We start from the raw sequence: 23,203 nt of genomic DNA, 5'->3' as shown, positions 1-23,203 counted from the left end.
TTATTGTGTTAATTAATCGTTAAGATACAACTATTTCCGTACAATAGTAATCCAACCATCTTCATCTACCGACACAGTAGCATGAAGCGCTTCAGCAAGCAGACGCAAGGATACATATGCATCGCCATACTCGTCAACAAATACAGGTTGGGCAAGCTTTACAGCCGTGCCGTTAATCAAGGCTTCGGAAGAACCGATTTTGAATACCAGTTTATCTCCGTACACACCATCAGTAACGTTAATTGCACGATTGGCCGTATCCCATTCTACAGTAGCATCTAAATCTTCTGCCAAATAACGCAGTGGGATATAAGTAGTGTTCTTGTCTACAATCGGGTAATAATATTCGTCATCAGGTTCGATAACAATGGTTCTCTTCGTAATGCCCAGATCATCCTTCAATATACGATATACATCAGAATCTGGGGCAAAGTTTCTCAAAGTCTCTCCAGGTGTAAGTCCGGAAGAAATATCAAGTGCACCTTCAGTGCTGATTGGATCAGCGGTTACAGCACCGCCAATGTTCCAAATCTGACTGGAAGCTTTAAGCGAGAGGCTCTTCAATGGGAAATCCTCGGTACCCGGAAGCGCCACTTTCAGATCAACATTCTGTTTACGCACATGCAGAGCACTATCAACGAAAATATCAACAGATAACTTCGTATCCTTACTCAACACGGTCTTCATCTCAGGAGTTGATTTGTAAAGACTGTCCACTTGATTGTCATATACTAGCAGCAATGCATCAACAGCCAATTTGGCAGCATCATGCAATACAGTTACGACAGCTTCTTTATCATCCAGTGGAATATCTCCGAATCCCAGATTGAAAATATCGCCAGAACCGTCTTCATCCATAGCTTTGATCACAGGGAACAGATAGTCGTAAAGACCACCCACCAATTCAGTAAAACCTTCTGTGTCTTTGGAAACAGACTTCAGGAAGCCTTTTAACAATGCAGGAAGCTCATCACCAGTCACTTCTGCATGCAGCTTCGTCATGTTCAACTGCTCACCATACACAGCATCACTAACCGGTGTAATGTTGATTACGCCAGGATTTGGAAGATTCTTAACAACGAATTTCGTCAACAGCTTACTGACATCTTCAGCTTTTGCCGTATCCAAGCCTACTTCACCTAAGATTTCATCGTATCCTTGTACAGGGAAGTAGAACGGTTGTTTTGCTCCTTCAACTGTAAAAGCAAGTGTTTGTTTGTCCATAAACAAGGTGAATGGAATATTCAATTGTTTATAACCAACAGTTCCTTGGGCCGATAAACTCCCATTATCTTGTAACTTAGCTTTACTAATATTCAAGGAAAAAGAATTAATAAGATCAACCATTTCCTTATCTTCCGCGCTAATTCCCTCTATGGGCTCAGCATTCATGGAAAAAGTCATACTGGATTCTGATGATTTAACATCAACATCCCCAATCAACGCCTTATTAACATCGAACCCCCCTACCGACTGACAGCCGGCAAGAACTAGCATCAGTGCGACAAAAGGCAAAAACCACTTCAATTTCGCTTTAACTCTACTCATAGCATGTCTCCTTCATCTTATTTTGTGAAATCAATCCATTATCTCAGCTAAGGTAAGTTTTGTAAATCAAAGTTCCTTTTATTGTAAAATGTTTAGATATTCAACAAACTTCGCCATTCGATCTGAGCCCAATCCTTGTAAATTACAGCCTTAACTATCGCCAACATCAGTAAATGTGCAGGATAAAATGACCACCACATCCAGCGCGGAACCCGGTGCCGCTCCAAGCGATTCCAAATTAAAGGCGTAAAAGCAATCAGCAAGGTAGGTAAAATACTGAGCATCTGTACAACCCAATAATTATAAAACATATAGAATAGATTCAGTGCCAGATGGGCTCCAACAAGCCAGTACGATTTCGTATAACGAAAAATCAATACTAAGAGCAAACCGTACGCATTATAATCTATAGGGTAATAATCCATTAACACTATAGCAGCAATTACCACAGGTATACCAAGCCATAGTGAAGGCAGCTTGTCCAAAATTACCAGTACGATTGCTGACAGCAATAACGTAAACACCACGTTCCAGCCACCAGAATTTAGCGCTAGATTTTAGGGAATCTGGGCAATAATCGCAATCAAGAGCAACCGAAATAAATATTTAGGTCTGGATGAAGTATGGATATGTCCCTGCACAAGCCCATAACAATAAATCGGAAAAGCTATTCTCCCTACATATCTCCAAGCAAGATTCTCCGGGAAAAAGATATAGCCAATATGGTCGATTAGCATCGTCAGCATGGCAATAATCTGCATTACAATCCCCCTTAAGCATGTTGAAATATAAATTCGCCAAGTCCATCCTCATTTCCTTTACCAATAAGCAAATGAAGACCGCGGAGAAACGATCATCCGATTTCTGTGCACCTCCCCCCTTGACTTTATCGAATACTATTGAGTAATATTAACTAGCAACAGAATATGGCAATGATCAAAGACATGATTTCCTACACGAACTGTCCAGAGAGAGAAGTCCAGGCTGCAAGCTTCTCCAGTTACCGGTTGTGAAGTTACCCCTTTGTAGCCGTGGCGCTGAATCCGTAGAACTTTGTTTTTTCGGTAGTATGCGGCACCGATTTATCCCCGATATCGGATACCAATGAGGTCCTGTCTATATGACAGGTCGAATTAGGGTGGAACCACGAGCTGAACGCACTCGTCCCTTTCTGGGAGAGATGCGTTTTTTTGCGTTCACAACTAACAATATTTGAGAAATGGAGGCTAAAATCATGAAGATCAAGGTAACACTGCAAGATGGAACAATTAGAGAGGTACTGCAAGGAACAACGATTAAAGAAGCAGCAGGTGCCATAAGTACCAGTCTGAAAAAAAATGCTGTAGCTGGAAAAATTGATGGAAAATCTGTTGATCTAAACCAAGCGATCGAACATGATTGCCGGCTCGATATTGTTACGTTGGATAGCAAAGACGGTCTTGAGGTTTATAGACACAGTACTGCACATATCATGGCGCAGGCCATAAAACGTATATATGGAGATAAAGCTGTCCAGCTAGGCATAGGTCCTGTTATCGAAGACGGCTTCTACTATGACATTGATATTGAGAAACCTCTATCCACTGATGATCTTGCTGCAATCGAACAAGAAATGGCGAAAATCATCCAAGAGAATCACCAGATTGTCCGCCGTGTGGTGAGCCGCGCAGAGGCCATTAAACTTTTTGAAGAGCTAAATGAGCCTTTAAAGCTGGAGCTTATTCATGATCTGCCGGAAGACACAGTATTAACTATTTATGATCAAGGTGAATTCTCCGATCTTTGCCGTGGGCCACATCTTCCCTCTACTGGCTTGGTCAAAGCCTTTAAGCTTTTGAATGTAGCGGGTGCCTACTGGCGTGGAGATTCCAATAACAAAATGCTGCAACGTATTTATGGAACTGCCTTTCCTAAAAAAGCGCAGTTAGAGGAACATTTACTGTTTCTTGAAGAAGCTAAAAAACGTGACCACCGTAAGCTCGGCAAAGAACTTGAGTTGTTCATGTTCTCAGAAGAAGCGCCAGGCATGCCCTTCTATCTTCCCAAGGGAATGACAATCCGTACAGAGCTTGAGAACTTTGCCCGGGAATTACAAAGACAGAGAGATTACGATGAAGTTCGTACACCGCTGATGATGAACAATCGGCTTTGGGAGCAGTCAGGACACTGGGATCACTACAAGGACAATATGTATTTCACAGATGTAGATGAAACAAAATTTGCCCTTAAGCCGATGAACTGCCCTGGGCATATGCTAATTTTCAAAAATAATCTGCATTCCTACCGGGAACTGCCTATCCGTATCTCGGAATTCGGTCAAGTGCATCGCCATGAATATTCCGGAGCACTGAACGGGATGATGAGAGTCCGCACTTTCTGCCAGGATGATGCTCACCTCTTCGTTTTGCCAGAGCAAATTGAGGATGAAATAAGACGGGTAATCTCACTGATTGACCATATTTATCAAGTGTTCGGCTTTGAGTATAAGATTGAATTATCAACTCGGCCGGCAGATTATATGGGATCTGAAGAATTATGGGATCAGGCTGAACAATCTTTACAAAATGTATTAGACAATCTAGGGATCGAATATCGTGTGAACGAAGGGGATGGCGCGTTCTATGGACCTAAGATTGATTTCCATATCTTAGATGCGCTAAAACGAAGCTGGCAATGTGGAACAATCCAACTAGATTGGCAAATGCCAGAGAAATTCGATCTTACTTACATCGGGGAAGATAATCTTAAACATCGCCCGGTCGTAATCCATCGCGCTGTTTATGGGTCGATCGATCGTTTTATGGGGATTATTACTGAACATTTCGCTGGGGCTTTCCCACTGTGGCTCGCACCTGTTCATGCGAAGTTATTGCCAGTCTCTGAGAACTATGTTGACTATGCACTGCAAGTGAAGCATCACATGGAGAAGGCTGGCATTCGTGTCGAAGTAGATATCCGAAATGAGAAGTTAGGCTACAAAATTCGTGAAGCTCAGCTTGAAAAAGCACCTTACATGCTTGTACTTGGAGAGAACGAAAAAAATTCCGACACTGTCTCTGTAAGAAAACGTGGTGAAGGTGATCTTGGTTCGAAGAGTATCCAAGACATCATTGAACAGATTAATGAAGAGATTATTAGTAAGAGATAAATTTAAGGGGCTGTCTAATCGTAGAAAAACTACGTTTGAGACAGCCCCTTCTTTATAACCTATTCATATTCACATGAACTCTATTTTACGTACAGGCGGCTGCTCTCTTCCCAATATTCACCTGGTTTCAGGCTGAACAAGCCGATTTCATCAGCAGGAAGATCTACCATTGGCGCATTCACCAAGTTAATTTGTGGCTCAGGGCAGAAGAACTGTTCTGTAGCACCATTATTCCAGATCATCCATTGTTTGTACGAAGTCCCTACATCGTACACCAAGGTTACTCCAGCTTTGCTATCGGTAAGCTCCATCCGGTTGCGTCCGTTCTGAGGTACAGCCGTGTAGTGATTGTCCATCGATGCAAAATATGGATTCACACCTTCTTCACGAAGCTGAACTTCTCCTGGCTCCAACGCCTGGAATTTGCCTGTTGGCAGCATGCGGTCGTTGAGCTCCCAGCGCTCGCCAATAGTAGCTTTTACGCGGTAATCTTGTGCACTGCTTTCTGGTGCGAAAGGTGCGTTAATGGCAGTGTGGAATGCCAGCAAGCAAGGCATCACATCTTCTCCATCATTGTGTACCAGCACCTGTTGAGATAATCCTCCTTCGCCGAGGGTATAACGCAATTTGATCGTATACTTATGTGGCAAATACTGATAAGAAGGATGATTCTCATCCACCTTGATGAATACGGTTACGAAGCTTTCAGTCTTACCGCTGCCAAATTCTTCGACTTCCCAAGCTGCAGTATGTAAAAATCCGTGTAAATGGTTGCCCGTTGCAACTTCATTTACTGGGAATTGATAAGTTTGACCATTCCATGGAAATTTACCATCCTCATAACGATTTGGAGGAAATAATACAGGAATTCCGTGAATCCCCGGACTTGCCTTGAAGGCTTCCATTTCTTCAGCTCCAGGCTCATGCAGGAAGCGATATCCGTTTTCGGTATCACGGAAACAGATCAGGTTGCCGCCAATACCTGGCAGAATAGCTGCCTCATAACGACCGGCTTTCAACCAGATAGCTGCTTCTCCTTCATATTGTCCTTCATACGCTGTGATTGACATAATATATTGTTCTCCCTTCCAGTGTCTGATAATTGTCTCCACTTGATAGATTACCACATCTAGTCATGAGGTGACATGCTCTTTTTACAATTGCTCCACTTCTACGCTCATTACATGTTCAATTTTCTTCACATCGTAATAGATTTCTGTTGCGTAATCCCGATCCGGTGCTGAGATCACCATATCGATCATTTGTCTGCCATCTTCCAAATCTTTAATTTTCATTCTTCGAATCGCTCGGGATGGACCTCTAGTACTACGCTGCGAGCTGACCTGAGGCCGCTCGATTTTTTGGATCACTTCTGTAAGCACAAAATTAGCTTCCATAATGATCCTCACTGAAACTTCATGTTTATTCAGTACTTCTGGTCCTAGCGAACGGATTAAATGAGGAACTAAATTCACAGCAAACATCAGCAGAATAACCGCATATGCTGCCTCAATATAGAATCCCGCACCCACAGCTATACCAATTCCAGAAGCTGTCCAGATGAGTGCTGCCGAAGTAAGGCCCGAAATGGCATCTCCGCCTCTACGCAGAATAACACCCGCACCCAAAAAACCAATCCCGCTGACAATCTGAGCCGCAAGCCGCATTGGGTCCATGTTGGGATGCTCTGGTCCTGCGAACTTATCAAAGGCATGGATAGACACCACTGTGACAAGACAGCTCGCAATGCTTATGACCATACTGGTCCGTATCCCCAGCGGTTTCTGCTTGATCTGTCGGTCAATCCCGATGAACAGCCCGAACAGCATGGCCACTAGTAACTTCATTAATGATTCCAATTGAAAATCCATATCGCAATCTCCTTTCTCCAGAGATACTCCATTATAACGGAAATTGGAGATAATGATTAGCTTTATTTTACAATAAAAAACGGCATAACCATCCTCAGCGCATATGCTCTTTCGACCCGTGTGGTCCGGCATAGCGACGAGGATGGAATCCGTTATGAGAGGCCAAGATTATGTTGAAAAACTAACCATGCAGAAGCGACTCTGCACCGTCACAATAAATTTCCGTCCCCGTAATATGATCTGAATCTTCAGACGCCAGAAACAGCGCCAGCTTCGCTACTTGATCAGGTCGCCCCGGACCTTCTTCGAGCGGTTGATCTCCCTCAGGAAATTCTACTGGGATTTTCACTTCTTTCAGATCCTCTGATGGAAAAGTGTTGTCATCTATATTGGTCTTTATAGCCCCAGGACAGATCGCATTTACGCGGATTTGAAATTGAGCCAGTTCCAGTGCCGCCATTTTCATAAAAGCAACCTGTCCTGCCTTTGTCGTACTGTAAGCAGAAAAACCAACATTAGAAAATACACGATTTCCGTTAATGGAGCTGTTGATCAGGATGCTGCCTCCGCTTTCTTTTAGATGCGGTATCGCATATTTAACAGTCGCGAAGGTTCCACGCAGGTTAATATGAATGGTCTGATCCCAAGCTTCAATATCCATCGTTTCAATAGGCGTCATCGCCCCATTAATCCCTGCGTTGGCAAAAACAACATCAAGACGACCCCATTTCGCGGCCGCCTTATTTATCGCCGCTTCCACTTGTGGTGGTTCAGCAACATCACATTCGATAACTAGGGCTTCTCCGCCCTCTTTCTCCACTTGCTGTCTAACCTTTTCAGCATTTTCTACAGTTCTGTCCAATAATACAACTTTGGCTCCGTTACGTGCGAACTCAAGCACGGTTGCCCGGCCAATTCCTGAGCCGCCTCCGGTTACAACTGCAACCTTACCTACAAGCTTTTTATCTGCCATATCGTGATATCCTCCTTCTTATCATGCAAGTCTTCCAGTTAAGTTCTTTCCTTAACCTTAACCTTGCATACAGAAGTTGAACCGACAGATATTTACTTTTCCTTTAGGATTATTATTCTCCCTGACGAAGATGAATGATGAGATCGTTTAATCCAACTTCCCGGATCCCTTCCACTATAAGCTCAGCTAGAAGACGAGCCCCTAAAATCTGAAAATGTGTATTATCCTGCACCCCACCTGGATGCGCAATAAATTCTCCTGGATAGCTCCACATGAATAAATCTTTTGAGCCCTCTGAGCCATAAGCTTCAAAGAGCTTGCGGCTCTTCTCGGCTAAATCAATCAGTGGAACCTGCTCGGTATCTGCGAGTTCCCGCATGGCGATTAAATAATCTCCATGCGTGTCTACAATTGCTTCTTCACTATCAAATCTTCGCCGATGTACAGAGCTCACAAGAACCGGATAGGCCCCCGCTTCTCGGGCGACTGTAATCAACCGGAGCAAATGTTCTTTATATGTAGTAAAGGGCTCGGTATGTCTTAAATCATCAGTTTTGGAATCATTATGTCCAAACTGGATGAACAGATAATCTCTGGGTCTGATATCTGCGGCAATGCCCTCCAAATGCCCTTCCTCAATAAAACTCTTGGAACTGCGTCCAGAAAGTGCCCGGTTATCTACAGCTATTCCGGCTTTGAAGCAGCGTGGCAGCAGTTGGCCCCACCCCGCATAGGGGTAACCTTCTTCCCCTTGATCGGTCACCGTGGAATCTCCCGCCAGAAATAAGACTAGCGCTTCATTGTCCATCTGAATGTCCAAGGCGTTAATACGCGGTGCCGCACCCGAGAACGATAGCTTTAGCTGCCCATCCTTAACCCTAATTGCAAAGGATTCGCGCAAATATTGGCCCGCAGGCACATTTAGCGTGTCCAATACGAACTTGCCTTCTCCAGCTTTGATAAATGTGCTGGTATCTGCCAGAGCATCACCCAACAGCAGCGTAACACGGTAGATCCCATTCGGGAGATCCAGAAGAAAAACTGCTTTCTGTGGGATGCAGCAATCGCTTCGCAGTATATCTGTTCCCCCTCTGAAACGACCAAAGACTGAGGAATCAGAAGTGAAACCATACCCTATTTCCTTAGAATAAGATGTGTCCGGCCGAATTTTGGTGTAGCCAGGCTCAGCTTCCTTAATCCCAAAATCAAAACGATAGCTATCCAAATTCAGCCGCACCTTTCTTAATTAGAGATTTAAAACATTTATATTCGTTTGCTGAAATCAACCTTTCAAACCACTGGTGCTGATTCCTTCTACAATCTGCTTTTGGAAGATAAAGAAGATAATCATGACTGGTGCCAAACTTAGAACAGACATGGCGAACATTGGACCCCAGTTGGATACGGACTCACTGTCCAGGAACATTTTAAGCCCCATCGAAACTGTATATTTAGAAGGTGAGTTCAAGTACAATACCGGTCCAAGCAGGTCTTCCCAGCGCCAATAGAAGGAGAAGATCGCCGCAGTAGCCATAGAAGGACGAATGAGTGGAAGTATAATTCTGAAATAAAGTCCAAATTTCCCACAACCATCGATGGTAGCCGCTTCATCAAGTTCAACAGGTATGGTCCGAATAAACTGCAGCATTAGGAAAATGAAAAACGGGACACCGAAGAACTGTGGAACAACGATCGGTTTGATACTGTCGAGCCATTCCAATTTGGCATAGATAATGTATTGAGGGACGAGCACCACATCGGAAGGAAGCATCAGGGTCATCATCATGATTCCGAACCATAAGCCATGGCCTACAAATTTATTGCGGGCAAAACCGAAGGCAACCAGTGAAGATGAAATGACTGCGCCCAGTGTTGCGACAATAACAATTACAAAAGAGTTCTTGATGAAGACACCAAAGGAGTAACCTGCAATACCTTCCCAGCCTTTAGCATAGTTCCCCCATTCCCATGGATCAGGTATAAGGTGTTGTGCTGTAACAAATACAAGCCGGCTCTCTTTAAAAGAACTCATGATCATCCACAGAATCGGATACAGCATAACGATAGCGAGGCCACCTATAAGGATGTGATAAAGCGGCCATTTCAGTTTAATTTTCGCCATGGATTATTTTCCTCCTTCCGACTCGTAGAAGACCCACGATTTGGATGTCTTGAACAAGATTCCGGTCATGATGCCGACAAGCAACAACATTACCCAAGCCATAGCCGAAGCATAACCCATATTATTAAACATAAAAGCCTGACGGAATAAATAGAGAGAATACAACATAGTGCCGTCCATAGGTCCGCCTTCACCTTTAGAGATAATATAAGCTGGAACAAAGGTCATGAATGCGCTGATCGTCTGCATAACTAGATTAAACAGAATCACTGAACTTAAGAGTGGCATAGTAATCTTGAAGAACTTTCTGAAGAATCCGGCTCCATCCACACTAGCTGCCTCATACATTTCACCAGGAATATTTTTAAGACCTGCAAGAAAGATCAACATGGATGAGCCAAACTGCCACACAGATAGAGTTATCAACATGATAAGCGCAGCGTTCGGATTGCCAAACCAACTTACCGGTCCAATTCCGAAAAAGCCAAGCATGCCGTTAATAATTCCTGTATCACTAAAAATATTACGCCACATGATGGAGACCGCCACACTACCCCCTATAATAGAAGGTAAATAATAAGTTGTCCGATAGGCTCCTACCATACGTGATTTCGTATTTAGAATCATGGCCACAAATAATGCGAAGGTTAGACGTAAAGGCACACCGATAAATACGTAAAGCAGCGTTACCTTTAGTGAATGCAAATATTTCGGGTCATTTGAGAACATTTTGATGTAATTATCAAATCCAATCCACTTAGGTGGAGCGAATAAATTGTATTTGGTAAAAGAAAGATACAGCGAAATGATCATCGGGATCAGTGTGAAGCAAAGGAAGCCAATGACGAACGGACTGATGAAGGCATATCCTGTAAGGTTGCTTCGTAACCGCCGGCCGGTGAGGTTCTTTTTCTTAACAGCCAATGGATTCGAAGGTAGGGGATTCGTTAATGCCAAGGGTCTCCAACTCCTTTTTATGTGAATAATATGGGAAACGGGATGCCGCCTAGCGAAATGGCATGCCGTTTCCCATGTGAGACGCAGTATAGTTATCTGTTACCCTACGATTAACGGCTGGAGAGAATAGAGTTCGCTTCTTTTCGGAACTGTGCTGCTGCTGCTGCTGGGTCTATTTTTCCGAAGTTCATTTGTTCAGCAAGGTCTGTAAGCAGAGCTACAACCTCTGGGGAACCTACCGGTGGACTCATAGGTGAAGTAGTAGGCTCCATGTCAGCAACAAACTTAAATACTTGCTTACCGGAATCAGTTAATTGTGTAGCTACAGATTCTTTGATTTTGCTTGAAATCGGTACTCCGCGTTCACCTTTGATCAGGTTGTTAGCTTCCACATCATTAATCCAGAAATCAACGAACTTCGCTGCTTCTTCCTTCACTTTAGAGTTAGAAGTAATTGACCAGTACATACTTGGCTGCATGTAAAGCCCTTTATCCATATCTGGACCAGGCATTTGTGCCAGCTCCATAGGACGATTTACAGCGATTTGCAAAGCAACGTATTGGTTCGACCATTGCCATACACCGATACCTGTCCCTTTAACAATATCCGACTCTTCAATAACCCCTTTATTTTGGCTCAGTTTGTCTTGTGATGGGACCGCTCCATCTTTAATCAAACCAGACAACATTCCGAAAAAGTCAGTGAACAACGCATCGTCCTCATAGCCAAGTGCGGAACCATCATTGTTATAGAGTGCCAGCCCTTTTGTACGCAGATAATAGTTGAAGAACACGTCTGCTGCCATGGAACCGTCCATATACAGTCCAGCCGACTTAGCTTTCGCGGCGATTTCCTTGTATTGATCCCAAGTCCAGTTCTCTGGGATAGAATCAACACCTGCCTTTTTCAGCAATTCTGGATCATATTGAAAACCAAGTACGTTAACCCCTAACGGAATTCCGTATTGCTTCTCACCGATCACTCCAGTACTCAGCACGTTCTCATTCACATCGCCGACTTGAATCTGAGAGTTCAAATAAGGTTTCAAATCTTCGAGCTGTCCGTTAGATCCATATTGATTAATATAGGAAATATCCATTTGAACGATATCAGGAAGTCTATTTGCAGCAGCTTGCGGAGCAAGCTTTTTCCAGTAATCATCAAAGGATGCATATTCAGGCTCAATGGTTACATTCGGATATTTGGCTTCATACATATCAATAACTTGTTGTGTATAAGAATGTCTTGTATCTCCACCCCACCATGCGATACGCAGGGTTACTGGTTCTGCTGAGGTCGTGGCCGCAGGTTTCGTCTCCGAAGGAGTATTTGTAGCGGAATCCGTAGCAGCAGCATTGTTATTGTTGTTACCTCCACAACCAGCTAACATCGACGACAACAATAATGGTACGGCTAGTAAAGCGAATCTCTTTTTCAATTTCATGTCCCCTTTTCCTATGATAGTGTAAAGGCTCTGATCCCTTTAGGTAGCGCTTTCATTGGTTAAATTTTCTCAAATATTCCGTGATTATTGAATACAAAAAACCGTCTTGTTTGTTCAATAATCAGTTCGCTTGAGGGGGTTTCATGAAATCTGTAGGGGTCTGGCCGGTTACTTTTTTAAAAACCTGACTGAAATATTGTGCATTTCCACCGAAGCCGAACATTTCAGCCAGCTCAAATACTCTTACATCCCCACTTCTCAAAATATGCTCCGATGCTTTAGCAATCCGGTAATTGGTTACGTAATTCGAGAATTTCTCTCCGGTAATTTTCTTGAATATTTTGCCGAGATAGTCGGGATTCATATATAACATTTCAGCAGCGACCGAGCTAAGCGACAGCTCTGCATTCTTGTAATCCTCTGCGATAATTTTGAACATTTTGTCTACAATAAGCGATTGCCGGGAACTAAAATGTCGGTCATACATCGCTGTTAAGCGAACCGCTGCCTCTTTGACGTATGCTTTTAAACCTCCCAAGGTTCTAATTTCGGCAAGCTCCGCCAAGCCCGATGTGAAGCTATTTCTTTCATCAGGGACTGCTAAACGAATCATAGCGGAATATAACTGTAAAACATATGAACGCGTCACGTTAATATCTAACCGTTCATCCGCGAGCAAGTTGAATAATCGTTCCAATTCCAGCTCTACCGTATTTTGATCGCCTGCTTTTATAAGTAGACAAATATGCTCTTCATCTAGCTCGATATCATTTCTTCCACTTAGCTCATCACTTGGGATATCACTCCCGGTAATCAAACCGCCCGCCTCCAAATAAAAACGATGGTTCAGGCATTGCAAGGTCTGACGATACAATCTCCGGGAATGAATCATAAGGTCAGCATCACTAATCGCGATTGTCACATCCATTTTATAAAACTTGCAGAATACCTCTCTTACTTCAGCGATACGTTTAAGCAAGGGGCTATTCTGCACCGTATTTCCTTCGTCTTCCAGTAATATTAATAAATGACCGCCTATCGTCGCACTCAGGAGTGTTTCCTGAAGTACGTCCTGGGCAATATTTTGCAGAGCGAACAATTGCTCATATTCGTAAGAACCTTCTAGTCGGAATAGGAGCAAGCGTACCGTTTTGTCATTGAGTTCAATGCCGAATAATTCCTGATAGTACTCTAGATCCTGACTTCCATAAGTTTTGTTAGAGATCCATTCCTTCAAAAATTGTTCTTTCACATGGGGCAACACCTTCTGAAGACGTTGTTTCATGCTATTTACGAATTCGCCCCGGCTCTTCTGTTCATCGAGCTCTGCTACCAGCTCAACCAGCGCTTCATGGATCTGATTCTCATTGCACGGCTTTAAAAGATAATGTTTGACCCCGTTCTGCATAGCAATACAAGCATAATCAAAATCCTTATAACCAGTCAGCATAACGAATTTCACATCTGGAAATCGTTCACTGCATTTTTGCACCAGTCCCAAACCATCTAAACCAGGCATAGAAATATCAGTGATCACAATTTCGGGGCTAAGCTCCTCTATTTTTACCAAAGCCTCAATCCCGTTCCACGCCGTGCCTACAAGCTCTGTTCCCGCTCGTCCCCAGTCCACAACCTGCGATATCCCTTCCAGAATCAAGCGTTCATCGTCCACCAGCAGCAGTTTATACATTCTCTAGCACTCCTTTTAAGTAAGGTATACGCACATGTATAGTTGTTCCTTGACCCGGTTCACTTTCTATGGAAGTGCCCCATTCAGGGCCGAAGACGATTTGAATCCGTTCCGCGATGTTAGCTAAGCCGATGCCTTCTCCACGGGTCTTAACTCTTCCCATCTGCAAATCTTTGATAAATTCAGCGCTCATTCCCGGTCCATTATCACTGACTCTGATATCGAGCCCCTGCTCATCTTCACTAACTGTTATAGAAATGGTACACGGTTCAATATTAGGCTCTAGTGCATAGCGGATAGCATTTTCGATTAAAGGCTGCAAGGTCAGCTTCGGAATCAAAGCGTCATGCAGATGTTCAGGTACATCCATCCGGAAATCAAGCCTCTCATCAAACCGTGTTTTCTGGATAATGACATAATTGCGCACGATAGTGATCTCTTTTTCAAGTGTAATCAGCGGATCCTTTAGACCAATAGAGCTGCGGAACAAGTAACCGAGCGCTTCTACCATTTCTGAGATTTTGGCTTGTTTGTTCATTTTGGCTAACCAGTTGATTGATTCCAGTGTATTGTACAAAAAATGCGGATTAATCTGGGCCTGCAAAGCTTTTAGCTCTGTCTCTCTAATAATCAGCTGCTTCGCATAGTTCTCATCAATAAGCTCTCTGATCCTGCGGATCATCATTTTAAAAGTCCGGTTTAGCTGACTAACCTCGTCCTGCGCAGTCTGTGAAACCACACCTAATGACTGTTCCTCCAGATTGTCCAGATCGCCTTTCTCGATTTGCTTCATTTTTTTGGTCAGCTTAGAGATCGGACGTACAATACTGCGAGCAAGCCTGTAGCCTAAAAGGAGACCAATTAATAAGATTAGTGCGAATATGATGACGACCAGCTTTTTGACAAAAGTAATATGTTTGAACATCTCATTAAATGGAGTGGCATTGATGTAGATCCAATCTATATAAGATGATTTCGTCTTGGTTATAAAGTAGGTACCTTCTTGATATTTGGCCGTGCGATATAGCTCCGGACGTTCTGTCTCTTCTTTAAGCTCTTCTGGCAAAAGAATTGGCGCTTCAGGATAGATTGCCTGTCCCGTCGTGGCATCAACTGCGATTAATTGGTCAGTATCGCTCGTACTATCCGCAATGATTAGATCGATCCGAATACGGATCACGAGTGTTCCCAGATCATCCAGCGTAAACGTTGACCCTGTATAAGATTTAATCTGCCGAACCGCCAAAAGTGAATTTCTGTTTCCTTGCGGATACCACACTATACTCCCGCTAGCTTCCGCAGCTAACGGCTTTAACTGATCCTGCAGATCCTGTGATACTCCTTCACGATTGCCCGCAGTCATTACTCCGCCACTCGTATCCATCAGCATCATGGAATAAACGTATTTCTCTGCCCCTGCAAAAGCAACCAGCCTGTTTATGATCTTGTTATGTAGAACTTGTCTTTCATAAGGCTGTGGATCATTCTGCAATTGGCGCAGGCATTCTTGAATTTGCTCATCAGACACCACTGTAAAAGAAAGCTGATCCAATTCTCTTAAGGCATTTTCGATGCTAATGGAGGACATCCCCAGTACCTCAGAAGCCTTTTCATAAATTTGCTTGTCATAGATACGATACACATATTGTAAAACGGTCAAAGAGAATAAAAAGGAAAGTAGAAGCAAAAAGGAAATTATCAGTATCATTTTGTTGAAAATGCCCGAACTTCTGTAAGCGCTAACATTTTTCCAAATCATCTGCATTCTCCGCTCCCTAAATATGATAATTTTCATTTATTATCACTATAATTCCATTATAAACCATAATGTTCCATTTGGGTAAATTTACGTGAACTGAAAGATAAGGATAGTATAATGGCTCGGCGAAAAAATTCCTATGTAAAAAAGGGCTCGAAATGAAATCCAGAATCAGACTTCACTTCAAGCCCTTATATTGAGCTACCTTCACACCTACAACTGACTAGCCAAGCATCATTCGGTCATCTGCCAATTTATGTCCGCTGATTGTCTCGAATTCTCCGAGCAGCCGTTCTACAGTAAGATCTTTTTTACGTTCCTCATCGATATCCAAAATAATACGGCCCTTATCCATCATGATCAGACGATTGCCAAGACGAATGGCCTGTTCCATGTTATGAGTAACCATTAGGGTGGTTAACTTCATCTCTCGGACAATGGACTCTGTCAGTTTAGTAATCAGCTCCGCACGAGAAGGGTCAAGGGCTGCTGTATGTTCATCTAAAAGTAAAATTTGCGGTTGAGTAAAGGTCGCCATTAGCAGACTTAGCGCTTGTCTCTCTCCCCCTGACAACAACCCTACTTTTGCCCGCAGGCGATCTTCCAGCCCAATCCCCAGACGGCTTAGCTCATCGCGAAACAAAGCTCTTTTTGCTTTGTTTACGCCAAAGGTTAACCCTCTGCTTTTGCCTCTTTTATAAGCCATAGCTAAATTTTCTTCAATCGTCATATGTGGAGCCGTACCCGCCATTGGGTCCTGAAAGACACGGCCGATCCAACGACTCCGTTGAAATTCCGCCAAATGGCTGATTGAATTTCCCTCAATGCTGGCTGTACCCAGATCCGGCTTCATGACACCGGAAATAATGTTCATCAGTGTAGATTTACCAGCTCCATTACTTCCAATGATGGTGACAAAATCACCGGGAAGAAGCTCCAAGTCAATGCCGAGCAGCGCTATTTTCTCATCGGGTGTTCCGGGATTGAACAGCTTAGATACGTTCTCCAGTTTAAGCATCGATGGTGCCTCCTCTCTTGCTGCTTAGCGCCTGCTCAGCTAATTCAACGGAACGCCTCCGCGCCATATTCTTCTGCTTCAGGAAACGCTGAATCGACGGGAATACAAGAGCGAAAATAACGATAATTGCTGTGATCAGCTTAAGATCCGAAGCTTTCAGCCACGGTACCCGCAAGGCAAGTGCAACTACGATCCGGTAAACCATGGATCCGAGCACAACAGCCAATGTGGCCCGAAATACATTTTTAGCACCGAATATGGCTTCACCGATGATCACCGAAGCTAACCCGATTACAATCATCCCAATACCCATAGAGGAATCCGCAAAAGTAGAATACTGAGTGATTAGCGCCCCCGAGAGCGCCACCATTCCATTGGATAAACTGACGCCAAGAATAGTGGTATTATCCGTGTTTACACCCAGACTGCGGATCATTCTTGCATTATCTCCAGTAGCCCGCAGCGCAAGTCCAAGATCTGTACGCAGGAATAAATCCATTACTATTTTCACAAAAATAACTACAAACGGCAGTACGAGCAGAGGATCAATGGAAGTGAACAAGGTAGTGTCGCCCATTAAAGACCAGTTCGGTTTGCCACCAAATATCCGCAGATTAATGGAATAGAGTGCAATCATCATCAAAATCCCGGATAACAGTCCATTAATCTTGCCTTTCGTATGTAATAGGCCCGTACACATTCCTGCCAGCATTCCACCAGCAATAGCGGCCAGGGTAGCAAGCCATGGTGCATAACCGTTAGTAATCATAACAGCGGCAATGGCACCACCAGTGGTAAAGCTCCCATCTACAGTCAAATCAGGGAAATCAAGAATACGAAAGGTAATGTATACACCTAAAGCCATAAATGCGTAAAGCAGTCCCATTTCAACGGCCCCGAGCATCGAATTTAACATAGATGACTTCCTCCTTCGAGCGGAAAGGGGCGTTCTCACGAAATCGCCCCTATATAATGGCTTATTGAATAATATTGTTAGCTTGATCGGCAACTTCTGCCTTCATTGCATCAGTCACTTCTATGCCTTGCGCTGCTGCAGATTTCAGGTTAAGAATGAGATCGAGTTTTTCTTGCATGGTTACTTTCATATCAGCTGGCTTTTTACCATTTTTCAAAATATCCACGGCCATTTGACCCACTTGATAGCCATGATCGAAATATTTAAAACCAACGGTGGCGAAAGCTCCCTTTTCAACCGTATCACGGTCACTGGAGAAGAAGGGAATTTTCTTGTCATTAGCTGTTTGAATAATGGTATCCACTGCACTTACGACTGTGTTATCCAAAGTAATGTAGAATGCATCTACACGACCCACAAGTGATTCTGCAGCTTGTTTGACTTCAGAGGTATTCGTGATGGCAGCCTTCACTAGCTCAATTCCATGTTTATCCAACTCTTTTTTAGCAATCTCAGCCATAATTACTGCATTTGGTTCACCTTCATTAATAACGATGCCCAGCTTTTTCACGTTAGGAAATTGGGTAGCTATAAATTGCATTAATCTGTTAATCGCTTCGGGATTGGTGTCCGATACCCCTGATACATTGCCACCTGGATGCTCCAGATCCGTGACAATCTTCGCGTCGAGTGGGTCAGTTACTGCTGCGAATAAAATCGGTGTATCCTTACTTGCTTTGCTGAGTGCTTGAACAATTGATTGAGCGGAAGGCGTTGCAATTGCCAATACCAAATCATTAGAGTCAGCGGCAATCTTTTGAGCAATGGACAAGTTATTCGCTTGATCAGCCTGAGCATTCTCAAGGTCAACCTTCAGGTTCTCACCTTCAACGATTCCTGCATCCTTCAAAGCAGCGAGAATTCCTTCACGTGTAGCATCAAGTGAGGGGTGCTCCACATATTGCGAGATCGCAATTTTGTACGTTTTTGAATCTGCTGCTCCTGCATTCGTAGGGGAATTACCGGAATTCGCTGCATTTCCTGCGTTTCCCGCAGTGTTATTGTTACCACAACCAGCTGCTACGAGCATGAAGCATAAGCTTAATCCCGCCAAAATGTTTCTCTTTTTCATCAAAGTACCCCATTTCATTAGTTTATTAACGCATACATCAAGGTGAGCGACTCAGCATTATCACTTTTATCGATAAAAGCATTAAAGCATAAGCTTACACGTACCTCACATTAATGATAGAAATCTATTAAACCTATATTATATGGAGGTTGTTTATCCGTCAATCACTTATCATATTTCCATAGATTTCAAATTCTGAAGAATATATGACATCAAAACAGGTAATGCTTGGTTGTCTCTTACAGCGATTGCCTTCGTTTCTTTTACATAAAAAAAATCGCCCTGCACAAACTGAATTTACAGTTTGAAGATGGAGCGTGTTAAATGGCTAATAATCACAAAAGACTACTAACCACCGCTACTGTATTGCTTGCTGTCGCTTTAACGAGTTCATCCTGCGGTTATTCATCTCAATCGCAAAAACCTAAGGTTAACGCGCTAACTCCTGATGGAACAAATGCCTCCAGTTATTATGAACAATCTGCAATTACCGACGCTCAGGGAAAGTATTGGATTCCACTTAAGCCTGCGGTTACTTCGCTCGGATATCGGATGAAAGATGATGGTTCTAGTGATGGATACACTAAAATCGGTTATAGCGATGTTATGTATATGCTGCGCCCTGGCTCACCACAGGTATTCTCACTTGGGGAAAAAATCACACTGCCACAAGCCCCTAGACGGCAAGAAGGGCAAATCTATATCACCCCTTTAGCCTTGTCCAAATTTCTGCAAACAGAAGTAGGCTGGAATCCCCAGTCGGGTGAGATAAACATTGCTACACCGTCCGAACGTAAGACTATCGAAAAATTATCGACGGTCGAATCCACGAGTGAATCTAAATCTTTACGCATTCAAAGTATTTCTGAAGCGGATAAAAAGGAGTTAGTCGCTTTTGCCAAAAATTTCTTAGGTGTACCCTACGACTTTGGCGCTGGATCTTATGAAGAAACTAAAAAATTTGATTGCTCTTCTTTTACAAGACATGTATTCAAAAAATTCGGTGTCAGCTTACCTCGTTTAGCTAAAGATCAAGATAATTTAGGTACTCGTGTAAGTCGAAGCGAACTGGATGTAGGGGATCTTATCTTTTTTACCGTTCCCGGCCGATTTGAAAGTGATGCTATACCTGGTCATGTCGGTATTTATATTGGAGACGGAAAGTTTATCCACACTTGGGGTGAACCCGGAGTTCAGATCAGTGACCTCGACTCGGGTTATTGGAGTAATGTAATCCTCCACATGCAACGTGTTTTATAAGCTTCCCATACTTTAAAAGAAATCATTCAAAAAGCCTGAATCCCTATAGAAGGGATTCAGGCTTTTTGACTACAACTCTTAACCAAATTCTTAATCCCAGCTCTTGCCCCTTCCGCTTATCCGGACAAACAGCTTTACAAGTTCTACTATGACAATAATCGCTACGGCTGCCGCACATACTATTCCCCACTGTAATCCACTTAAATGTGAGACACCAAACCAGTCGTTTAAGCCCGGGATGATGATCACAAGCACAAGCATTAGTATAGAGATCAGTGACGCCCATAACATATACCGATTGCTGAACCAACCGATCTGGAATAGCGATTTTTTATTGGATCTGACGTTAAAAGCATGGGCAATTTGCAGTAATCCTAATGTGGCAAAGGCCATTGTAACCGCAATACCTTCATTGTAATGCGTATGCGCCCATTGGTACACAAATAACGTAAGTGCCGCTTCTATAATCCCTTGATATATTATCCCGATCCCAACGCCGCCAGCAAAAATGCTACTGCTTGCTTTACGCGGCTTCTTCGCCATTACATCCTCACCGGCTTTCTCAAGCCCTAGGGCAAGTGCAGGTAAAGTATCCGTAACGAGATTAATCCACAGGATATGGATCGGCTCTAGAATACGCCAACCAATCATAGTGGCAATAAATAATGTCAGCACTTCCCCAAGGTTAGCGGAGAGAAGGAACTGGATTGCTTTGCGGATATTGCTGTAAACTTTCCGTCCTTCTTCAACGGCAACAACTATAGTCGTAAAGTTATCGTCGGCAAGCACCATATCTGATACACCCTTGGCAACATCCGTTCCGGTTATCCCCATGCCCACACCGATGTCGGATGATTTAAGTGCAGGAGCATCATTTACACCATCTCCGGTCATCGCCACAATTTTTCCTTTTTGCCGCCAAGCCTTAACGATACGCACCTTGTGTTCAGGAGAGACGCGTGCATAAACCGAATAATCGGTAACCTTCTCCGCAAATTCCTCTTCGCTGAATTTATCCAGCTCACTGCCCGTTAATACACCTGATTCATCTTCAATAATCCCTAATCTTTTGGCAATAGCCGCTGCTGTATCACGATGATCCCCTGTAATCATTACAGGTCTTATTCCCGCTTTACGGCAGATGGCTACCGCATCCCGTACTTCCTCACGCGGCGGGTCTATCATACCAACCAAACCAATAAATACTAACTCTATCTCCGTGGTATCTGGTGAGAGATCGGTCGGCAGCTGCTCCTCATCTCGGAAAGCAAACGCCAACACTCGAAGTGCGTCATTTGCGAGCATTTTATTACTCTCCGTGATATTGCGCTTATGTTCGTCTTGTAGAGGTACAATTTCTCCATCCACATAAATATGGCTGCATTTGGACAAAAGTACATCTGGTGCACCCTTTGTCAGCACACGATATCGACCATCTTCTACCTCATGAATCGTTGTCATCAGCTTGCGATCAGAGTCAAAAGGCAGCTCATTTTTACGTGGATATTTCTTTTCAAGCTCCCTTTTGTCAGTACCTATACTAAGCGCATAATCGACTAACGCGGTCTCCGTCGGATCACCGATGATTGCTTTTCCGCTCTTGGTTTGGGAATCCTTAGTTCCAGCTTTTGCTTCAGTTTCACTAGGAGTCTTTCCTTCGTCAATACTGGAGTCATTACAAAGCGTCATAGCTTGAAGCAATAACTCACCACCAGGAATCCCTTCAAGTCCTGCACTGGAATCAGTGGTCTTTCCGTTGACATGTACTTTTTCGACAGTCATTTTATTTAATGTTAAAGTACCTGTCTTATCGGAGCATATAATCTCTGTACTTCCGAGTGTCTCCACGGCAGGAAGCTTGCGAATGATCGCTTTTCGTCCCGCCATTCGCTGCACACCAAGCGCGAGAATGATCGTAACAATTGCTGGCAGCCCTTCCGGGATAGCCGCTACCGCAAGTGAGATCGAGGTGAGTAGCATATCCATTAGCTCTCTTCCCTCGAAGATCCCAACGGCAAAGATAATCACGCAAACGCCAAGAATAATAAAGGTGAAATATTTCCCTAGTTCATCCAGCTTTTTTTGCAGCGGTGTTACATCATTATCTTCCTCCGAGATAAAACCGGCAATTCTACCGACCTCCGTCTGCATTCCTGTTGTTGTAACGACACCAACCGCCCGGCCATAAGTAACACTGCTGCTCATGTAAGCCATATTGGTGCGGTCACCGATTACAATGTCGCTGCCTTCAAGCACACCGGCCCGCTTTTCTGATGGCAATGATTCTCCTGTAAGCGCGGCTTCCTCCGTCTTTAACGATGCAGCTTCCAAAAGTCTTATATCCGCCGGAACTACATTTCCGGCTTCCAGTAATACGATATCCCCGGGTACGAGGTCTTCACTTTTTATCTCAGTAACCTGACCGGAACGTCTTACTCTGGCATGCGGAGAGGACATGCTTTTAAGCGCATCGAGTGCCTGCTCCGCCTTATTTTCCTGAATAACTCCAAGCACCGCGTTCAGAATGACTACAAGCAAAATAATAATCGTATCCGTCCATTCCCCCAAAACTCCTGACAATACAGCTGCTACTAGCAAAATAAAGATCATTACATTTTTAAATTGTTCGATAAACTTTTCTAATAGCGATTTAGTCTTCGCTTCTTGCAGTACATTCTTCCCATATCGCTCCAGAAGTTTAGCCGCTTCATCGGAAGATAAACCCTCTTTCCGAGTTTCCAGCCTATTCAGCACTTCTTCCTCGCTCAGTGTATGGAAGGGTACCAGCCCTTGCGATTGTGGATTATTTGAATTCAAGACCATAGCCTCCTTCCAGAATTGAGATCTGGTAAAACCTCTCATATGAGTTTTACCCAAAACAGGCATGGTGATTCTTGAATGGTATGTACTTTTTTAGAAATTTAGATGTTCTTTCTTCAAATCGCGATTGAAGCTTTTAAACCTAGTCCCTTGATACAGGAGTTCACCTCGGTCCCCTTCTACAATCAGGCCAAAATCCTGATCTCTTACCTGCAACTCTAAACGAGAGCCATCGGCAAACTCAAAGGTAACATAATAACTAGTATTTGCTCTCGATTCACCGGATCCACCCCATACCTCGGTTCGTTTGGTGACCGCTGTGCAGTTTGCTTTTATCAAGGGACTTGCGTTATTGGACATCCAGATTCTCACTGATTTAACAATTATAAAAACGAAAAAGCCAAGAAAAAGCAAAGCAAATAATTTAAAAAACAGTGGCATCTCATGAATGAAACTTCCGAAAAAGCTGCGCTCATCAAAACCGCTAAAATCCTGCCATTCGCTCAAATTTATCCCTCCTGACTGAAACAAGATAATAAAAGTT

The 23,203-nt window shown here is 43.5% G+C and carries 17 protein-coding genes and 1 pseudogene; 2 read left to right on the top strand and 16 right to left on the bottom strand.

What is annotated here, in order from left to right; all coding sequences use genetic code 11:
- Positions 1 to 30: 30 nt before the first annotated feature.
- Both NSQ91_RS13000 and NSQ91_RS12995 read right to left on the bottom strand, forming a co-directional pair.
- A complete protein-coding gene (locus tag NSQ91_RS13000) occupies positions 31 to 1,548 on the bottom strand; it encodes a copper amine oxidase N-terminal domain-containing protein (RefSeq protein ID WP_340918071.1) in 1,518 nt (505 codons plus the stop codon).
- Positions 1,549 to 1,640: 92 nt separating this feature from the next.
- Positions 1,641 to 2,309: pseudogene (locus NSQ91_RS12995) on the bottom strand (TraX family protein).
- Between the two features lie 473 nt (positions 2,310 to 2,782).
- Here NSQ91_RS12995 and thrS point away from each other — a divergent pair.
- A complete protein-coding gene (thrS, locus tag NSQ91_RS12990) occupies positions 2,783 to 4,696 on the top strand; it encodes a threonine--tRNA ligase (RefSeq protein WP_076125897.1) in 1,914 nt (637 codons plus the stop codon).
- 80 nt (positions 4,697 to 4,776) lie between these two features.
- On the opposite strand, the gene NSQ91_RS12985 is transcribed toward thrS, so the two are convergent.
- The 12 genes from NSQ91_RS12985 to NSQ91_RS12930 all read right to left on the bottom strand — a co-directional run bounded on the left by NSQ91_RS12985 (position 4,777) and on the right by NSQ91_RS12930 (position 18,579).
- A complete protein-coding gene (locus tag NSQ91_RS12985; RefSeq protein ID WP_076125895.1) occupies positions 4,777 to 5,766 on the bottom strand; it encodes an aldose 1-epimerase in 990 nt (329 codons plus the stop codon).
- A gap of 84 nt (positions 5,767 to 5,850) precedes the next feature.
- A complete protein-coding gene (locus NSQ91_RS12980; protein WP_036686231.1) occupies positions 5,851 to 6,567 on the bottom strand; it encodes an MgtC/SapB family protein in 717 nt (238 codons plus the stop codon).
- A gap of 181 nt (positions 6,568 to 6,748) precedes the next feature.
- A complete protein-coding gene (locus NSQ91_RS12975) occupies positions 6,749 to 7,540 on the bottom strand; it encodes an SDR family oxidoreductase (RefSeq protein WP_076105002.1) in 792 nt (263 codons plus the stop codon).
- Between the two features lie 112 nt (positions 7,541 to 7,652).
- A complete protein-coding gene (locus NSQ91_RS12970) occupies positions 7,653 to 8,765 on the bottom strand; it encodes a rhamnogalacturonan acetylesterase (protein WP_076280812.1) in 1,113 nt (370 codons plus the stop codon).
- 57 nt (positions 8,766 to 8,822) lie between these two features.
- A complete protein-coding gene (locus NSQ91_RS12965) occupies positions 8,823 to 9,662 on the bottom strand; it encodes a carbohydrate ABC transporter permease (protein WP_038570347.1) in 840 nt (279 codons plus the stop codon).
- Positions 9,663 to 9,665: 3 nt separating this feature from the next.
- A complete protein-coding gene (locus NSQ91_RS12960; protein ID WP_076105030.1) occupies positions 9,666 to 10,586 on the bottom strand; it encodes a carbohydrate ABC transporter permease in 921 nt (306 codons plus the stop codon).
- A gap of 143 nt (positions 10,587 to 10,729) precedes the next feature.
- Entirely contained in the window at positions 10,730 to 12,064 is a 1,335-nt protein-coding gene (locus NSQ91_RS12955) for an extracellular solute-binding protein (protein WP_076125892.1), read from the bottom strand.
- A 121-nt stretch (positions 12,065 to 12,185) separates the two neighbouring features.
- Positions 12,186 to 13,754, bottom strand: coding sequence for a response regulator transcription factor (locus NSQ91_RS12950; RefSeq protein WP_076183420.1), 1,569 nt, complete (start codon positions 13,752 to 13,754; stop codon positions 12,186 to 12,188).
- Positions 13,747 to 15,513 (bottom strand): sensor histidine kinase, encoded by a 1,767-nt coding sequence (locus NSQ91_RS12945; protein WP_339190676.1) that lies wholly within the window; start codon positions 15,511 to 15,513, stop codon positions 13,747 to 13,749. The genes NSQ91_RS12950 and NSQ91_RS12945 overlap by 8 nt, the downstream gene beginning before the upstream one ends.
- 223 nt (positions 15,514 to 15,736) lie before the next feature.
- On the bottom strand, positions 15,737 to 16,531 hold the full coding sequence (locus NSQ91_RS12940) for an ABC transporter ATP-binding protein (protein WP_076135466.1): 795 nt from the start codon (positions 16,529 to 16,531) through the stop codon (positions 15,737 to 15,739).
- Positions 16,524 to 17,447: an ABC transporter permease gene (locus NSQ91_RS12935; protein ID WP_340918061.1), complete on the bottom strand. Its 924-nt coding sequence runs from the start codon at positions 17,445 to 17,447 to the stop codon at positions 16,524 to 16,526. Before NSQ91_RS12935 ends, NSQ91_RS12940 begins: the two co-directional genes overlap by 8 nt.
- A 61-nt stretch (positions 17,448 to 17,508) precedes the next feature.
- Positions 17,509 to 18,579, bottom strand: a complete 1,071-nt coding sequence (locus NSQ91_RS12930; RefSeq protein WP_076125887.1) for an ABC transporter substrate-binding protein — start codon at positions 18,577 to 18,579, stop codon at positions 17,509 to 17,511.
- A 324-nt stretch (positions 18,580 to 18,903) separates the two neighbouring features.
- Here NSQ91_RS12930 and NSQ91_RS12925 point away from each other — a divergent pair, with 324 nt between their 5' ends.
- Positions 18,904 to 19,839 (top strand): C40 family peptidase, encoded by a 936-nt coding sequence (locus tag NSQ91_RS12925; protein ID WP_076125886.1) that lies wholly within the window; start codon positions 18,904 to 18,906, stop codon positions 19,837 to 19,839.
- A gap of 90 nt (positions 19,840 to 19,929) precedes the next feature.
- Here NSQ91_RS12925 and NSQ91_RS12920 read toward each other — a convergent pair whose 3' ends face one another.
- Both NSQ91_RS12920 and NSQ91_RS12915 read right to left on the bottom strand, forming a co-directional pair.
- The gene (locus NSQ91_RS12920; protein WP_340921462.1) at positions 19,930 to 22,626 is read right to left on the bottom strand and encodes a calcium-translocating P-type ATPase, SERCA-type; all 2,697 of its coding nucleotides are present in this window, start codon (positions 22,624 to 22,626) and stop codon (positions 19,930 to 19,932) included.
- A gap of 126 nt (positions 22,627 to 22,752) precedes the next feature.
- Positions 22,753 to 23,166 (bottom strand): DUF2500 domain-containing protein, encoded by a 414-nt coding sequence (locus tag NSQ91_RS12915; protein ID WP_256716489.1) that lies wholly within the window; start codon positions 23,164 to 23,166, stop codon positions 22,753 to 22,755.
- Between the last annotated feature and the right edge of the window lie 37 nt (positions 23,167 to 23,203).

Origin of the sequence: Paenibacillus sp. FSL R7-0048 (assembly GCF_038004505.1) — a bacterium.
GTDB classification, from domain to species: Bacteria; Bacillota; Bacilli; order Paenibacillales; family Paenibacillaceae; genus Paenibacillus_AQ; species Paenibacillus_AQ odorifer.
Note: the sequence above shows the minus strand (reverse complement) of the source record. Positions and strands in the feature narration are given on the sequence as shown.

What these genes read in the sequence shown, in the direction of transcription:
- NSQ91_RS12985 (WP_076125895.1), bottom strand. Translation starts at nt 5,766, where the DNA reads ATGTCAATCACAGCGTATGAAGGACAATATGAAGGAGAAGCAGCTATC.
- NSQ91_RS12945 (WP_339190676.1), bottom strand. Translation starts at nt 15,513, where the DNA reads ATGATTTGGAAAAATGTTAGCGCTTACAGAAGTTCGGGCATTTTCAAC.
- NSQ91_RS12980 (WP_036686231.1), bottom strand. Translation starts at nt 6,567, where the DNA reads ATGGATTTTCAATTGGAATCATTAATGAAGTTACTAGTGGCCATGCTG.
- NSQ91_RS12940 (WP_076135466.1), bottom strand. Translation starts at nt 16,531, where the DNA reads ATGCTTAAACTGGAGAACGTATCTAAGCTGTTCAATCCCGGAACACCC.
- NSQ91_RS12925 (WP_076125886.1), top strand. Translation starts at nt 18,904, where the DNA reads ATGGCTAATAATCACAAAAGACTACTAACCACCGCTACTGTATTGCTT.
- NSQ91_RS13000 (WP_340918071.1), bottom strand. Translation starts at nt 1,548, where the DNA reads ATGAGTAGAGTTAAAGCGAAATTGAAGTGGTTTTTGCCTTTTGTCGCA.
- NSQ91_RS12950 (WP_076183420.1), bottom strand. Translation starts at nt 13,754, where the DNA reads ATGTATAAACTGCTGCTGGTGGACGATGAACGCTTGATTCTGGAAGGG.
- NSQ91_RS12965 (WP_038570347.1), bottom strand. Translation starts at nt 9,662, where the DNA reads ATGGCGAAAATTAAACTGAAATGGCCGCTTTATCACATCCTTATAGGT.
- NSQ91_RS12975 (WP_076105002.1), bottom strand. Translation starts at nt 7,540, where the DNA reads ATGGCAGATAAAAAGCTTGTAGGTAAGGTTGCAGTTGTAACCGGAGGC.
- thrS (WP_076125897.1), top strand. Translation starts at nt 2,783, where the DNA reads ATGAAGATCAAGGTAACACTGCAAGATGGAACAATTAGAGAGGTACTG.
- NSQ91_RS12930 (WP_076125887.1), bottom strand. Translation starts at nt 18,579, where the DNA reads ATGAAAAAGAGAAACATTTTGGCGGGATTAAGCTTATGCTTCATGCTC.
- NSQ91_RS12935 (WP_340918061.1), bottom strand. Translation starts at nt 17,447, where the DNA reads ATGTTAAATTCGATGCTCGGGGCCGTTGAAATGGGACTGCTTTACGCA.
- NSQ91_RS12955 (WP_076125892.1), bottom strand. Translation starts at nt 12,064, where the DNA reads ATGAAATTGAAAAAGAGATTCGCTTTACTAGCCGTACCATTATTGTTG.